This window comes from Cupriavidus sp. F041 (assembly GCF_057814235.1).
Genome location: NZ_JBVASY010000002.1, coordinates 4,549,158 through 4,563,666, shown reverse-complemented (window position 1 = coordinate 4,563,666; position 14,509 = coordinate 4,549,158). Strand labels below are relative to the sequence as shown.

Below are 14,509 nucleotides of genomic sequence, written 5' to 3'. Positions count from 1 at the left end.
CGCGGGTTGACGATCCGGGGATCGGTCAGAGGCAGATCAAAAGCTGATCTGCTGATCAGCGGATCAATAGCGGTAGTGATCGGCCTTGTACGGGCCTTCCTTCTTCACGCCGATATAGGCTGCCTGCTGCTCGGTCAGCTCGGACAGTTGCGCGTTGAGCTTCTTCAGCTGCAGGCGCGCGACCTTCTCGTCCAGATGCTTGGGCAGCGTGTAGACGCCGACCGGGTACTTGCCGCTATCGCGTTCCTGCCACAGTTCGATCTGGGCGATGGTCTGGTTGGCGAACGAGCTGCTCATCACGTACGACGGGTGGCCCGTGCCGCAGCCCAGGTTCACCAGGCGGCCCTTGGCCAGGATGATGATCTTCTTGCTGGGTTGATCGCCAACCGCGGGGAACACCACGTGGTCGACCTGCGGCTTGATCTCGTCCCACTCGTACTTTTCCAGCGAGGCGATGTCGATCTCGTTGTCGAAGTGGCCGATGTTGCAGACGATGGCCTGGTCCTTCATCTTGGCCATGTGGTCATGCGTGATGACGTGGTAGTTGCCGGTGCAGGTGACGAAGATGTCGGCCTTGTCGGCAGCGTATTCCATGGTCACCACGCGGTAGCCTTCCATCGCGGCCTGCAGTGCGCAGATCGGGTCGACTTCGGTCACCCACACCTGGGCCGACAGGGCGCGCAGTGCCTGCGCGCTGCCCTTGCCCACGTCGCCGTAGCCTGCCACCAGCGCGACCTTGCCGGCGATCATCACGTCGGTGGCGCGCTTGATGCCGTCCACCAGCGATTCACGGCAGCCATACAGGTTGTCGAACTTGCTCTTGGTCACCGAGTCGTTGACGTTGATGGCGGGGAACTTGAGTTCGCCCTTTTGCGCCATCTGGTACAGGCGGTGCACGCCGGTGGTGGTTTCCTCGGTCACGCCCTTGATGGCGTCCAGGTTGCGGCTGTACCAGGACGGATCCTTGGCCAGCTTTTCCTTGATCGCGGCGAACAGGAAGGTTTCTTCCTCGCTGCCCGGCTTGGCGATCAGCGATGCGTCCTTCTCGGCGCGGGCGCCCAGGTGCAGCAGCAGCGTGGCATCGCCGCCGTCGTCCAGGATCATGTTGGGGGTGCCGCCATCCGCCCAGTCGAAGATGCGGTGGGTGAAGTCCCAGTATTCCTTCAGCGATTCGCCCTTGAAGGCGAACACCGGCGTGCCCGAGGCGGCGATGGCCGCGGCAGCGTGGTCCTGGGTCGAGAAGATGTTGCACGAAGCCCAGCGCACATCGGCGCCGAGCGCGGCCAGCGTCTCGATCAGCACGGCGGTCTGGATAGTCATGTGCAGCGAGCCGGCGATGCGCGCGCCCTTCAGGGGCTGGGCGGCGGCGAACTCGTCACGGATGGCCATCAGGCCGGGCATCTCGGTCTCGGCGATGGCGATTTCCTTGCGGCCCCAGCCTGCGAGGTTGATGTCGGCCACCAGGTAGTCGTTCTTGAGGTCAGTCACTGCGTTCATGTTTCACTCCGATGAAGAGTGGCGACGAAGGGCAAGTGCGGGGGATACGGCCGCGCCATGCCGTGGCGGAAAAAGCCACTTTGCATAACGGGCGGATAGGTCGACTCGCCTCCGTGTATGTGCCACGGATCAGCGAGCGCCGTTGAAGACAGTCCGAGCCTGGCGAATGGCACAATGGGGTCCATTCGTTGCAACGCTCCTCGGAGTGGCGGTATTGTAGCCTGCCAAAAGGCGCCGCGCATTGCCGCCAACACGTTTTTTATTTGCCGCCCGTCCGATACATGACCCAGACGACACACCGCCCCCCGCGCACCCTGACCATCGCCGGCTCCGACTCGGGCGGCGGCGCCGGCATCCAGGCCGATCTCAAGACCTTTGCCGCGCTGGGCTGCTTCGGCATGAGCGCGATCACCGCCATCACCGCCCAGAACACCCTGGGCGTGACCGGCGTGCACGCGATCCCGGCCGACATGGTGGCAGCGCAGATCGACGCGGTGGCCAGCGATATCGGGGTGGATGCGGCCAAGACCGGCATGTTGGGCACGGCGGCCATCGTCGAAGCCGTAGCCGCCGCGCTGGACCGCCACGGCATCCACCGGCTGGTGGTGGACCCCGTGATGATTTCCACCTCCGGGGCCACGCTGGCGGACGACGCCACCACCCGGGCCATGGTCGGCCTGCTGTTCCCGCGCGCCGCGCTGGTCACGCCCAACCTGCCGGAAGCGTCCTATCTGCTGGGCCGCAAGATCACCCGGCGCGACGAAATGGAGCAGGCGGCACGCGACCTGGCCGCGCTGGGCTGCCCGGCGGTGCTGCTCAAGGGCGGGCACCTGGATCCGGAAGATGCCGGCCTGGACGACCTGCTGCTGAGCGCCGACGGCACTGTGCGCGTGTTCTCCCATCCACGCGTGGACACCCGCAACCTGCATGGCACCGGCTGCACGCTGGCGGCGGCCATCGCGGCGCAACTCGCGCGCGGCGATACACTGGAAGATGCGGTGGAAGTGGCGCTGGATTTTGTGGCCGATGCGATCGTGGCGGGCGCCGACTTTGAGCTTGGGACGGGCAACGGGCCGCTGAACCACGGCTTTGCGCCGCGGGTACTGGGGTGAAACGCGAGCAGCCCCCCCATGCGAAGCGAAGCGAGCCGTGACGGTGTTAGAGGCCGTATGGGGCGCCTCGTGGTCAGGTGAAAAAGAGCGGAAAAGAGGGGGCCATGTTTGAGCATCGCCCTACGGCGATGTGAGTTTGGCCCCCGGCCGCTCTTTTTTGCCTGACCACGAGGGGATGTCGCCCCATCCGGCGCGCCTTCTTTGCCTACTTTCTTGGCAAGACAGGAAAGTAGGTCGCCCCCCGCAGGGGGGTGAAACTGCCTTTGACTTTGACTTTGAGCTTTCAGGCCCTTATCGCACCATGCCCACCCTGACCCACATCGACCTGCGCACCGACCCCGCCGCCGCCCTCTACCAAAAACACGAAGTCGTCCAGGTAGCCTTCGCCAAGGAACCCGGCGAACTCGTCAGCCTCGAAGGCCCCAACCGCTACCAGCCCGGCGACGCCATCATCACCGGCTCGACCGGCGACCGCTGGGTCGTATCGCGCGAGCGTTTCGACCCGAAGTATGAAGCGCTGCAAGCCGGCACGCACGGCCAGGACGGCGCCTACCGGAACATCCCGGGCGTCGTGCTCGCCAAACGCATGAACGAAGCCTTCAGCATTGCCCGCTCCACCGGCGGCGACGTACTGCATGGCGCGGCCGGCGACTGGCTGATGCAGTACGCCCCGAACGACTACGGCATCGTCCAGCAGGCGCGCTTCGCCCAGGTCTACCGTCCGGCCAGCGGCAACGCCTGAAGCGTCAGTCGCCGCCGCTGCTCAGCGGCACCAGCTTGAACGCCGCGCGCGCCACGCACACCACTTCGCCGGCGGCATTCTTCACTTCGCCTTCGCAAAAAGCGATGCGCGCGCCGCGCCGCATGCAGCGCGCTTCCAGGTGCAGTTCACCGCGCGCGGCGGCCAGGAAGTGCGTGGACATATCGATGGTGATCACGCCGGTATCCAGCGGCGCATGCGAGCGCGCCGCGCCGCTGAGCGTGAAATCCAGCGTCGCCATCAAGGTGCCGCCATGTACGTCGCCCCGGCTGTTGACCAGGAACGGGCTGACCGGCAGGCGCGTGCGGCACAGGCCCGCTTCCATCTGCACGGGCTGCAGGCCGAGATGGCGCATCAGCGGCACGTCGATGCCAAAGTAGGGCTTCTCGGGCGTGCCCGGCGCCACCGGGACAATCTGAGCGGGACTTTCCACAGCAGGGTTTCCTTGTTCGAGTTCTGCGAATTCCATCACGGCCCGGCCTTCGGCCACGGCATCGCCGGCCGCAATGGTAACGCCAACGCGATGCGCATGGCGCGGAGCTGGCCGTTCACCGCACGCTCTTGTGCCCTACAGGATCTCCCGGACGAACCACGCATTGAAGCGGTAAAGCGCAATGGATGGAATCACGACAAACAAGCACAGGTTGACGACTGCGCGCCGGTTTCTATAGAGATAGAGCGCCATCAGATCGCGCAGCGCGTAGCTGGCAACCAGCACCAGCAGCGGAATGTAGGCCAGCAAGCAAAACAGGAATATCCAGACAAGGGCACCGCCCTGCAACGCGCGGTCAAGAAAGCCAACGTCGTCCATCCAGCGCGCATCCCCTGCACTGAATGTGACAAGCAGCATCAACAAGGAAGCGACCAACGTGGGACAGCGCAGCATTCAGGTCGGCTCTTTCGCTTCGCCCGGCTCACCATCGAGCAGCACGCACAGCACGGCGATGGCCTCCACCAGCGTGGATTTGCCCGAGCCGTTCTCGCCAACCAGGAAGGTGATCTTGGGATGCATCTCCATCGCATCCAGCGTGCGCACCGCCGACAGACTGAATGGATAGCGCTCGAAGCTGTCGACAATATCGCGCCGCAGGCTGACGCGGCTGATGAACCGGGACGAGATCACGGTGTTGCCCGAGGTGGATGACACGGCGCTATCGTAACGCAGTGCGGCGCCTACAGCACCAGGCGCATGGCATTGCGTTGCCGCAGGCCAAGCCTGGCCTCGTGCGTCAGCGCGGCGGCCAGCCGGGGGCAGAGGCTGGCGTCGTCGAGCCGGCGAAAGCCGAGGCGCGCGTAGAACGGTGCGTTCCACGGGAGGTGGCTGAACGTGGAAAGGCCAAGCGATTGCACGCCCTGCTGACGGAAAGAAGCGGCTACGGCGTTCACCAATGCGCGGCCGAAGCCGCGGCGGGCATGGATGGGATGCACGTCCATCTCGTCGAGGTAGGCGTGATGTCCATGCACGCTGGCCAGCGCGAAGCCGGCGAGGGTGCCGTCGGGGGCGATGGCGACCCACAGGCGACGCTCGCGCTGCGCGCGCCGGAAGTCTTCGATCGGGGTGACTTGCTCGCGCAGCGCCGGTGGCAGGTCAACCGCGGGGAATAGCGCGGCGGCGGCACGTTCGATGGCGGGGAGAGCGGATATGTCCGCCGGGGTGGCAAGGCGGACGTCTGCAGGCGGCATGGGTGTTATGGCGGCGGTGGCAGGCCCGGGTTCCCGCCTGGCCACCCTAGGGGCCGGAGGCATTCATGCCTCCGGAAACATTCCCAGCAGATCGCTCACCGCGGCCGGCACATCCGCCGCCTCGGTAATCGCGCGGACCACCGCCGCGCTGCCCACGCCCGCGGCCAGCACCTGCGGCAACCGTGCCGCGTCAACGCCTCCGATGCCCACCAGCGAAGGCACCACGGGCTGCATCAGCCTGACGTACGCATGGAAGCGCCCCAGCCCCTGCGGCGCTGTCGGCATCACCTTGGTGGTAGTCGGGAAGATCGCGCCCAGCGCCAGGTAGCTCGGGCCGATCATTGCCACGCGCAGCATCTCAGCATAGCCGTGCGTGGACACGCCAAGCCGCAGCCCGGAGGCGCGCAGCGCATCGAGGTCCGCTTCGTCGAGATCTTCCTGGCCGAGGTGGATGCCGTAGATGCCGCTGGCCGCGCTGTCGTTGCCGTGGCTGGCGTGATAGTCGATAGCCGCACGCCAGTGGTCGTTGATAAACAGGCGCGACGCGCTGCCACGCGCGGCGTTCGCGGCGCGTCCGATTTCACTGCGCACGGCCTGCGCATCGTCCGACTTGAAGCGCAACTGCACCGTAGGCACCGCCAGCGGCACCAGGCGCTCGATCCACTCGGCACTCGGCACCACCGCGTACAAGCCCAACTGCGGGCACGGCGCGAATGGCTCGACGCGCAACTCCGGCGCTACCAGCGCGGCATGGCGCACACGTGGGAATCGCGCGAATTCCACCGGCCATTCCTGCGAGCCGGGCTGCCATGCGCGCGCCAGGCAGAGTGCGTCATGCGCGGGAAAATGCAGTGCCAGGCAAGCCAGCAGCACGGCCACGAAGGCCGGCGAGTGCGCGGTGTCGCCGTCGGCATGGGCGTTGAACACCCAGGTGCCCATCGGCGAGCGCACGGTATCGCTCCATTGCCCGCCCTCTCGATCGCTTTCGATGGCGATGGCGCCGGCGGCGCCGATGCGCGCCAGCGTGCCGGCGTCGGCTTCGCCGTCGAACAGCACCACATCGGCATCGCCGAGCGAGGCGGGCACGGCGGCCCGCGTCCATACGCGCCACGTTTTCTCGTTGCTGCCGAAAGTGGCGCCGTAGCGCGCCAGCAGCGCGTCCTGCAGCGCGGCGTCGACGCCGGCCTGGATACCATGGCTCGTCATGCGCGGTCCTCCGCGCCTTCGGCGTGCCAGAACGGCATGCCCACCACCGGCGTGCTCGCCTGCGCAATGTCGCGCTCGGGCATGGGGCCGGCCAGGTAGGCGGTGCGGCCGGCGTCGACGGCCAGCGCGAAAGCGCGGGCCATGTTCACCGGGTAGGCGGCTTGCGCCACGGCGGTGTTCAGCAGCACGCCGTCGTAGCCCCACTCCAGTACCTGGGCTGCATGCGAAGGCAGGCCAAGGCCGGCATCGACGATCAGCGGCGTATCCGGCAGCCGTTCGCGCAGCAGGCGCATGGCGTGCGGGTTGACCGCGCCCTTGCCGGTGCCGATCGGCGCGGCCCAGGGCATCAGCGCCTGGCAGCCGACATCAAGCAGCCGGCGGCACAGCACCAGATCTTCCGTGCAATACGGCAGCACCTTGAAGCCTTCCTTGATCAGCGTCTCGGCCACGGCAGGCAGGTTGAGCGTATCGGGCTGCAGCGTGTAGTCGTCGCCAACCAGCTCGAGCTTGATCCAGTCGGTCTCGAACACCTCGCGCGCCATCATGGCGGTGGTAATGGCTTCCTGCGGCGCCATGCAGCCGGCGGTATTGGGCAGTACCGGCACGTCCAGCGACCTGAGCATCTGCCAGAAGGCCTGGCCGCCCTCGCCTTCTCCGACCGCGCCCTGGCGGCGCAGCGCCACCGTCAGCATGGCAGGCTTCGCCACTTCCACCGCGGCCTGCAAGGTGGCGGGAGACGGATAGCGCGCGGTGCCCAGCAACAGGCGCGAGGCGAATGACTCGCCATAGAGCACGAAGGGATCGCCAAGCAGGTCGCGGCGCGATTCAGCGGTATTGAGGGTCATGTTGAGTCAGCCTCCCGTCACGGGTTGCACAAGGTCGATGCGGTCGCCGGCGGCGAGCGCGGTGGCCGCATGCGCGGCGCGCGGCACGAACTGGCCGTTGACCGCGGCGGCAAAGGGCGGCGCGATGCCGGCGCCAGCCACCGCGTCGGCCAGGGTGGCGTTGTCGGCAAGAGCCAGCGGACGGCCGTTGAGCAGGATATCCATGGGCGTTCTGTTCCGTTCTGTTCCGTTCAGTGCAGCACCGGCGAGCCGGCAACGGTATCAAGCGCGGCCACGATCATGCCGGGCCAGCGCAGCGCGGCCGGCACGGCATGGGCGGCGGGGTCGTCATCGAGCAGGGCCCGCACTACCTGGCAGGCCGCCTCGGTGACTGCCGGCGCGATCAGGAAACCGTGCCGGTACAGGCCGTTGAGGCGCACGATGCGGGCATGCTGGTCGACGCGGATGGCCGGCAGGTGGTCCGGGCGGGTCGGGCGGCGCTGCACATTGAGTTCCAGCACGCGCGCCTCGCCGAACGCCGGATGCAGCGAATACGCCGCCGACAGCAGTTCCAGCGCCGAGCGCACGCTCACCGGCGAATCGTCCTCGCTTTCGAGTTCGGTGGCGCCGATCACGTACAGATCGTTGGGCTTGGGCGCGATATAGATCGGATAGCGCGGATGCAGCAGGCGCACCGGGCGATGCAGCTTGACTTCGGGCGCGTGCACGCGCACCACTTCGCCGCGCAGCCCGCGCAAACCCGGCATGCTACCGTGCGCGGCCGGCTGCCCGGGCCACGCCGCGCGCGCGCCAAGGCCGCGGCAATCCAGCACCACGCGTGCGCGGATGCCAAGCTCCGGCAGGTCGCCGGCCTCCACTTCGCCGGCCTCCCATACGCAATGCAGGCCACCGGCAACCGCGCAGGCCAGCAATGCGCGCAGCGTGCCGCGATTGTCGAGCTGGCCTTCACCGGCCAGCAGCAGGCCCTGGGAAAAGCGGCCCGCCAGCGCAGGCTCGAGAGCGGCCACGCCGTTGCCGTCGAGCGCGCGCATGCGCTCCGCTACCAACTCGGGCGGCGCCACCGCGCGCACGCGGCTGGTGAACAGCGACATCTCGCTGCGGTCGCGGGTATGCCAGACCACCAGCGTGCCGTCCTCCTGGAAGAACACCGGCTCCGGCAATTCGGCCACCCAGGCGCGCCACAGGTCGACGCTGGCGGTGCCCAGCTCGACGATGCGGCGCTCGGCAATGGCGGATTCCGCCAGGGGCGCCAGCATCGCCGCCGCTACATGCGCGGCCGAGCCGGCGCCATCGGGGCCAGCGCGTTCGACCAGCGCCACGCGCAGGCCGGCACGTACCAGTTGCCAGGCGGAAAGGCGCCCGGCCAGACCGGCGCCGAGCACGGCCACATCAAACGACTGCGTTGTCATGGGGATGGTTGTGCCGGTGCTCGCCGCGACTGCGCGGCGGCGCGCCGGCCTCCTTTAAGTCATGGCGTGCCCTGTCCATCGGGAAGGGCACAGAACTTCGCGTGCGGCGCCCACGTTCGCGAGCGCCGCACCCATTGCATTGCCTTACGAGTAGATCTTGCTGCCGCTCTTGACGAACTCGATCGACTTTTCCTGCATGCCCTTCTCGGCTTCCGGCTTGAGCGAAGCGGCGTAGTCGCGCACTTCCTGCGTGATCTTCATCGAGCAGAACTTGGGACCGCACATCGAGCAGAAATGCGCGATCTTGGCGCCTTCGGCCGGCAGCGTGGCGTCGTGGTACGAACGCGCGCGTTCCGGGTCCAGGCCGAGGTTGAACTGGTCTTCCCAGCGGAACTCGAAGCGCGCCTTGGACAGTGCGTTGTCGCGCAGCTGCGCGCCCGGCCAGCCCTTGGCAAGGTCGGCCGCGTGGGCGGCGATCTTGTAGGTGATGATACCTTCGCGCACGTCTTCCTTGTCCGGCAGGCCCAGGTGTTCCTTCGGCGTGACGTAGCACAGCATGGCCGTGCCCATCCAGCCGATATTGGCCGCGCCGATGCCGCTGGTGATGTGGTCGTAGCCGGGGGCGATGTCCGTCACCAGCGGTCCGAGCGTGTAGAACGGCGCTTCGTAGCAGTGCTTCAGTTCTTCATCCATGTTGGCCTGGATGCGCTGCAGCGGCACGTGGCCCGGGCCTTCGATCATGACCTGCACGTCGTGCTTCCAGGCCTTGTCGGTCAGCTCGCCGAGCGTGCGCAGTTCGCCGAACTGGGCGTCGTCGTTGGAGTCGGCGATACAGCCGGGACGCAGGCCATCACCCAGGCTGAACGACACGTCGTACGCCTTCATGATTTCGCAGATCTCGTCGAAGTGCGTGTACAGGAAGTTTTCCTTGTGATGCGCCAGGCACCACTTGGCCATGATCGAACCACCGCGCGAGACGATGCCGGTGACGCGGTCCGCGGTCATCGGCACATAGCGCAGCAGCACGCCGGCGTGGATGGTGAAGTAGTCCACGCCCTGCTCGGCCTGCTCGATCAGCGTGTCGCGGAACATTTCCCAGGTCAGGTCCTCGGCGATGCCGCCGGTCTTGTCCAGCGCCTGGTAGATGGGCACCGTGCCGATGGGCACCGGCGAATTGCGCAGGATCCACTCGCGGGTTTCATGGATGTGCTTGCCAGTGGACAGATCCATGATGGTGTCGGCGCCCCAGCGGATCGACCACACCATCTTTTCCACTTCCTCGGCCAGCGACGACGTGACGGCGGAGTTGCCCAGGTTGCCGTTGATCTTGACGCGGAAATTGCGCCCGATCGCCATCGGCTCCAGTTCGGTGTGGTTGATGTTGGCGGGAATGATGGCGCGGCCGGCGGCGATTTCCTTGCGCACGAATTCCGGCGTCATGTCCTCCGGGCGCAGCGGCAGCGCGGCGCCCAGCGCATTGCCGGGGTGCTGGCGCAGCAGCGCCTTGTATTCGGGCTTGTCGTACAGCGCTTGCAGGTTCAGCGACTCGCGCAGCGCCACGTATTCCATCTCGGGCGTGATGATGCCGCGGCGCGCATAGTGCATCTGCGACACGTTGGCGCCGGCCTTGGCGCGGCGCGGGTTGGTCAACTGGGCAAAGCGCAGGTGCGCGGTGGCCGGATCGGCGGCGCGTGCCAGGCCGTATTCCGACGACAGGCCGGACAGCACTTCGGTGTCGCCGCGCTCTTCGATCCACTTGCCGCGCACCGATGGCAGGCCGGCCTTCAGGTCGATATGGATGTCCGGATCGCTGTACGGGCCCGAGGTGTCGTACACGGGAATCGGCGGATTGGACATCTCGCCCTTGTCCGTGCGCGTGGACGTCTGCAGGATCGTGCGCAGCGGCACGCGGATATCCGGGCGGCTGCCGGTCAGGTAGGTCTTGCTGGATGCCGGATAGGCGAACTTTTTGTCGAGATCGGTTTCAAGCGACTCGAAAGATGCGGCGGGGGCGGTATTTGTGCGGGCCATGGGTGTCGTCCTCTCTCTTGCGGGGATGGACGAAACCAGGAGCCCTGTGAGCATGGCCGCGGCGCCGGGGCCGGGATCATGTGCCTTGGAGAAGGCAGGAGCTGTTCGGTAACCATGAAACTTCCCACGCCGGTACTAGCCGGATCGGGTTCGAAGGGACTCTCTCAGCCGCACGGCCCATCCGTACGGCACCCCTGTTTCATCCAACGGGGTGAATTTAAGCACAAGGCTCGGAGCTTGACCACCCCTGTTTCAATCTGGAGTGTCGTGCGTTTCAGGGAGCTTATCGCCTTGCTGCGGTGCACGATTGCGCTGCGGTGGGCCGTGGAGCGCCCGAATCGGCACAGAGTTCCAGCCCCGCACGGTGCCCGCCGCTTGCTCTACCATGTAATCAGACATGCCCATGCGCACGCGCGCAGAAGACCGCACAGGAGACCTCATGCCGGAAGCCGCCACCCATCGCGTGTTCAACCAGGTCCCGGACCTGACCGACTACAACCTGTTCACCGGCGACCCCTCCCTGCGCGCCGCGCTGGAGCGGCTGGGCGGCGGCTGGCATGCCGATGCGCTCGACGTGTTCGGAGCCCGCCTGGGCAAACCCGATGTACAGCAGTGGGCCGCCGAGGCCAACCGCCACTCGCCCGAGCTGCGCACGCATAGCCGCACCGGCGAACGCATCGACGAAGTGGAATTTCCGCCCGCATGGCACGCGTTGCTGGCCCTGCTGCGAAGCCAGCAGTTGCAGGCGCTGCCGTTCGCGCAGCCGCGGGAGGGCGCTTGGGTGGCACGCGCCGCGGCCTATTTCCTGCAGGCGCAGGCCGAGTCCGGATCGCTCTGCCCGCCGACCATGACTTTCGCCAGCATCCCGGTGCTGCAGAAGGAAGCGGCCCTGTTCGCGGAACTGGGGCCGAAACTGTTTGCCACCGAGCACGATCCGCGCGACCTGCCCTGGCGCGACAAGCATGCCGTGATGATCGGCATGGGCATGACGGAAAAGCAGGGCGGCTCCGATGTGCGCAGCAACACCACCGTCGCGCGCGCCGTGCGCGGCGAGGGCCGCGGCGCGGAGTATGCGATCACCGGGCACAAGTGGTTTTTCTCCGCGCCAATGTGCGATGCCCACCTGGTGGTGGCGCGCATGGGCGCGGAGGACGGGCCGCTGTCGTGCTTCTTCGTGCCGCGCTTTCGCGACGACGGCAGCAAGAACCCGGTGCAGATCCAGCGTCTCAAGGACAAGCTGGGCAACCGCTCCAACGCCAGCAGCGAAGTGGAATTCCGCGAGGCCACCGGCATCCTGATCGGCGAGGAAGGCCGCGGCATCCCGACCATTATCGAGATGGCCACCTATACCCGGCTGGATTGCGTGATCGGCAGCGCCGCCATCATCCGCGCGGCGCTGGTGCAGGCCATCCACCACGCGCGGCACCGCATGGCGTTTGGCCGCCTGCTGGCGGAGCAGCCGCTGATGCGCAATGTGCTGGCCGACCTGGCGCTGGAAAGCCAGGCCGCCACCCTGCTCATGATGGAACTGGCGCATGCTTTCGAGCGGGCCGATGCCGATCCGCTGGCCGCCGCCTGGAAGCGCATCGTCACGCCGGCGGCCAAGTTCTGGATCTGCAAGCGCGCCATAGAAGTGACGGGCGAAGCCATGGAGGTATGGGGCGGCAACGGCTACGTGGAGGAAGGCCCGATGGCGCGGCTGTACCGCGAGGCGCCGGTCAACTCGATCTGGGAGGGCTCCGGCAACATCATGTGCCTGGACGTGCTGCGCGCGCTCCAGCGCAATCCCGAGGACGCGGGGCGGCTAATGCAGGACCTCGGCCGGCGCGCCGGCGGCCATCCGGCGGTGCGGGCCGAACTCGCCTCGCTGCAGGCGATGCTGCGCGACGCGCCGGATCACCTCGAAGCCGGCGCGCGGCGCTTTGCCCAGGGCCTGGTGCTGACAGCGCAAGCGGCGCTGATGCTCGCCCATGCCGACACCGACGATGCCGAGCGCTTCGTGGCCAGCCGGCTGGGACGCCAGCATGGCCGCGTGTTCGGCACGCTGGAGGGCGACGACGCCGCGCTGGCGGGCGTGGTGGCGCGCGCATGGCCGGCGTGAAGCCGCCGGGTGCATCGCTGCGCCTGAACGGCCAGAGGCGCCCCGGCAGCTAACACGACCGCGTGCCGTCATGCCGGCGCATGGCGCGACTCGTCCGTGCGGACCTGGCCTCGCAACATGCCCCCCGGATTCATTCCCCGCCTCGCTACAGCTAAGGCGAGTGATGCCGTAAACCGTTGATACAAAGGGCATACATTTAATACATAAGTGCCCAATAGTCACCTTCAAATATCAAGCGGAGCGCCTTGCCGCGGCGGGCGCCGACACCCGACATGAACATCAGCCAACGCCTGCTACTTTCCTTATCTCTTGCCCTATTCGCCTTGCTCGGGGTGGGCCTTGGCGGAATCTGGCAACTCAGCCAGTCGGAACAGCGCTTCGAGTACTTCAACGACAACACGCTGGGCAGCGTGCGCATCCTTGTCAGCCTCAATGACGACGTCAACGCCATGCGCATCGCGCTTTACCGGCATACCATGACCGACGACCTCAAGGGCAAGACCGATGCTGAAGAGGCGCTCGCCAGTGCTGACCAGCATTTCGACACGACAGCCGCCAGATACGAACGCGAGGATATCTCCGACGACACCGATCGCAAGATGCTCGGCGCGGACCGGGCTGCCCTCAAGCGCTACCGCGCCGGCCGCGCCGCCTTGCTGGAAAAATCGCACGCCAATGATTACGCGGCCGCGCAGGCCATGCTCGTGAGTGGCGAGCTGCATGAGGCGTCGACCGCGCTGCGCAAGGCGATCGACGATCACATCGCCTACAACGCGGAACTGGGCGAGCACGCCGTCCTGAACAATCGCGAGCAGTACCACACTGCAGTCATGGTGTTCTCGGTCCTGATCGCCGTGGCCGTGCTGGGCACCGGTTTCCTGGCGGTGACGCTTTACCGGCGCATCCATGGCAGCCTGGCCGAGATCGAGCAGGCCCTGGAATACGTCAGCGACTCCCTTGACCTCGCGCGCCGCGCGCCGGTCGGGCGCATGGATGAGATCGGCCGCACCGCGGCCGCCTTCAACCGCTTGCTCGAGCGCGTGGCGGTGGCGCTGCACGAAGTGCGTCATTCGACCGAATCCGTGGGCGTGGCGGCACGCCAGATCGCCGCGGGCAATACCGACCTGTCGGCGCGCACCGAACAGCAGGCGGCCTCGCTGGAGCAAACCGCATCGAGCATGGAGGAGCTGACCACCACCGTGCGGCAGAACGCCGACAATGCGCGCCAGGCCAGCGGCCTGGCCGGCAATGCCGCCAGCGTCGCCGAGCACGGCAGCGCCGCGGTTCACCAGATGGTGCAAACCATGGGCGCGATCAGCACCAGTTCCAGCCGCATCGCGGAAATCACCAGCCTGATCGAGGGCATCGCCTTCCAGACCAATATCCTGGCGCTGAATGCCGCGGTGGAAGCCGCGCGCGCCGGCGAACAAGGCCGGGGCTTCGCGGTGGTGGCGGGCGAAGTGCGCGGCCTGGCGCAGCGCTCGTCCAGCGCCGCCAAGGAAATCAAGGACCTGATCGACAGCTCGGTCGACACCGTGCGCACCGGCTCGGCACAGGCCGAGGACGCCGGCAAGACCATGAGCGAAGTCCAGAATGCAGTAAAGCGCGTGTCCGACATCATTGCCGAGATTGCCGCGGCCTCCGACGAGCAGAGCGCCGGCATCGAACAGGTCAACAAGGCGGTCGGCCAGATGGATGAGGTCACGCAGCAAAACGCCGCGCTGGTGGAAGAAGCCGCCGCAGCGGCACAATCGCTGGACGACCAGGCCGGCAGGCTGCGCGATACGGTGTCGACCTTCCGGCTGGCGAACGTGGCCTGACCGCGCAGTATCTTCCCAATGCCGGCCCGAGCGCCTGCGCGAGCC

Annotated in this window: 13 protein-coding genes, 1 pseudogene and 2 riboswitches; of the genes and pseudogenes, 4 read left to right on the top strand and 10 right to left on the bottom strand. The window is 67.0% G+C overall.

All coding sequences use genetic code 11. The features are described 5' to 3' along the window. Positions 1-63 precede the first annotated feature (63 nt). Positions 64-1,497, bottom strand: coding sequence for an adenosylhomocysteinase (ahcY, locus tag ACZY0R_RS38360; protein WP_035870442.1), 1,434 nt, complete (start codon positions 1,495-1,497; stop codon positions 64-66). 127 nt (positions 1,498-1,624) lie between these two features. Next, positions 1,625-1,705, bottom strand: a riboswitch (S-adenosyl-L-homocysteine riboswitch). 73 nt (positions 1,706-1,778) lie between these two features. Between ahcY and thiD the strand changes: the two genes are divergently transcribed. Both thiD and ACZY0R_RS38350 read left to right on the top strand, forming a co-directional pair. Then, positions 1,779-2,609, top strand: coding sequence for a bifunctional hydroxymethylpyrimidine kinase/phosphomethylpyrimidine kinase (gene thiD, locus ACZY0R_RS38355; protein ID WP_488865911.1), 831 nt, complete (start codon positions 1,779-1,781; stop codon positions 2,607-2,609). A 301-nt stretch (positions 2,610-2,910) separates the two neighbouring features. Further along, entirely contained in the window at positions 2,911-3,351 is a 441-nt protein-coding gene (locus ACZY0R_RS38350; RefSeq protein ID WP_488865909.1) for a PGDYG domain-containing protein, read from the top strand. Positions 3,352-3,355: 4 nt separating this feature from the next. Here the strand turns inward: ACZY0R_RS38350 and ACZY0R_RS38345 are convergent, their stop codons facing one another. The 9 genes and pseudogenes from ACZY0R_RS38345 to thiC all read right to left on the bottom strand — a co-directional run bounded on the left by ACZY0R_RS38345 (position 3,356) and on the right by thiC (position 10,543). Next, entirely contained in the window at positions 3,356-3,838 is a 483-nt protein-coding gene (locus tag ACZY0R_RS38345; protein ID WP_488866418.1) for a PaaI family thioesterase, read from the bottom strand. 99 nt (positions 3,839-3,937) lie between these two features. Further along, a complete protein-coding gene (locus tag ACZY0R_RS38340) occupies positions 3,938-4,255 on the bottom strand; it encodes a hypothetical protein (RefSeq protein ID WP_488865907.1) in 318 nt (105 codons plus the stop codon). 51 nt (positions 4,256-4,306) lie between these two features. Then, a pseudogene (locus ACZY0R_RS38335) lies at positions 4,307-4,492 on the bottom strand (AAA family ATPase); the annotation flags it as partial. Positions 4,493-4,542: 50 nt separating this feature from the next. After that, positions 4,543-5,052 (bottom strand): GNAT family N-acetyltransferase, encoded by a 510-nt coding sequence (locus ACZY0R_RS38330; RefSeq protein ID WP_488865905.1) that lies wholly within the window; start codon positions 5,050-5,052, stop codon positions 4,543-4,545. A 63-nt stretch (positions 5,053-5,115) separates the two neighbouring features. Next, positions 5,116-6,258: a thiamine phosphate synthase gene (locus tag ACZY0R_RS38325; protein WP_488865903.1), complete on the bottom strand. Its 1,143-nt coding sequence runs from the start codon at positions 6,256-6,258 to the stop codon at positions 5,116-5,118. Beyond that, positions 6,255-7,103 (bottom strand): thiazole synthase, encoded by an 849-nt coding sequence (locus ACZY0R_RS38320; protein ID WP_035868400.1) that lies wholly within the window; start codon positions 7,101-7,103, stop codon positions 6,255-6,257. Before ACZY0R_RS38320 ends, ACZY0R_RS38325 begins: the two co-directional genes overlap by 4 nt. 6 nt (positions 7,104-7,109) lie before the next feature. After that, positions 7,110-7,307, bottom strand: coding sequence for a sulfur carrier protein ThiS (gene thiS / locus ACZY0R_RS38315; RefSeq protein ID WP_488865901.1), 198 nt, complete (start codon positions 7,305-7,307; stop codon positions 7,110-7,112). Positions 7,308-7,333: 26 nt separating this feature from the next. Further along, positions 7,334-8,512, bottom strand: coding sequence for an FAD-dependent oxidoreductase (locus ACZY0R_RS38310; RefSeq protein WP_488865899.1), 1,179 nt, complete (start codon positions 8,510-8,512; stop codon positions 7,334-7,336). Between the two features lie 144 nt (positions 8,513-8,656). Continuing rightward, on the bottom strand, positions 8,657-10,543 hold the full coding sequence (gene thiC, locus ACZY0R_RS38305; RefSeq protein ID WP_477103457.1) for a phosphomethylpyrimidine synthase ThiC: 1,887 nt from the start codon (positions 10,541-10,543) through the stop codon (positions 8,657-8,659). Between the two features lie 104 nt (positions 10,544-10,647). Next, positions 10,648-10,749: riboswitch (TPP riboswitch) on the bottom strand. A gap of 233 nt (positions 10,750-10,982) precedes the next feature. On the opposite strand from thiC, the gene ACZY0R_RS38300 reads away from it, so the two are divergent. Both ACZY0R_RS38300 and ACZY0R_RS38295 read left to right on the top strand, forming a co-directional pair. Further along, positions 10,983-12,644 carry an acyl-CoA dehydrogenase family protein gene (locus tag ACZY0R_RS38300; RefSeq protein WP_488865897.1) on the top strand — a complete coding sequence of 554 codons (1,662 nt, stop codon included), beginning with the start codon at positions 10,983-10,985 and terminating at the stop codon, positions 12,642-12,644. Between the two features lie 272 nt (positions 12,645-12,916). Then, positions 12,917-14,464, top strand: a complete 1,548-nt coding sequence (locus ACZY0R_RS38295) for a methyl-accepting chemotaxis protein (RefSeq protein WP_488865895.1) — start codon at positions 12,917-12,919, stop codon at positions 14,462-14,464. Positions 14,465-14,509 lie beyond the last annotated feature (45 nt).